Source organism: Burkholderia sp. SIMBA_051 (assembly GCF_046534915.1).
Lineage (GTDB): Bacteria > Pseudomonadota > Gammaproteobacteria > Burkholderiales > Burkholderiaceae > Burkholderia > Burkholderia ambifaria.
The window spans coordinates 1-279 of sequence record NZ_JAWRXS010000190.1 but is presented as its reverse complement, the minus strand read 5'-3'; the positions used below and the strand labels follow the sequence as shown (position 1 = coordinate 279).

The window sequence follows — 279 nt, the reverse complement described above, 5'->3', positions numbered from 1 at the left end:
CATCGAGGCGCCGAGCGCTTGCCGCTGCGAACGCTCGAACTCGTCGCGCGGGACAAAGCCTGCGAGCATCCCGACAAGGCTTGCAACGGCGATTCGTGTCCGCTTGCGCGCGGCTTCTACGACCGGCTCGATGCGGCGCGCGGCACGGCGCTGGCAGGGCCGCGGCTCGACCGCGCGGCGGTGCGCGAAGCGGCGCTCGCTCACGACGTCTGCCCGTACTATCTGGCGCAGGAACTGGCGCGCTGGGCCGACGTGGTGGTCGGCGATTACAACTACTAC

At 70.3% G+C, this 279-nt stretch carries 1 pseudogene; it reads left to right on the top strand.

The window, feature by feature from the left end:
* Window positions 1-279, top strand: a pseudogene (locus tag SB771_RS34125) (ATP-dependent DNA helicase); the annotation flags it as partial.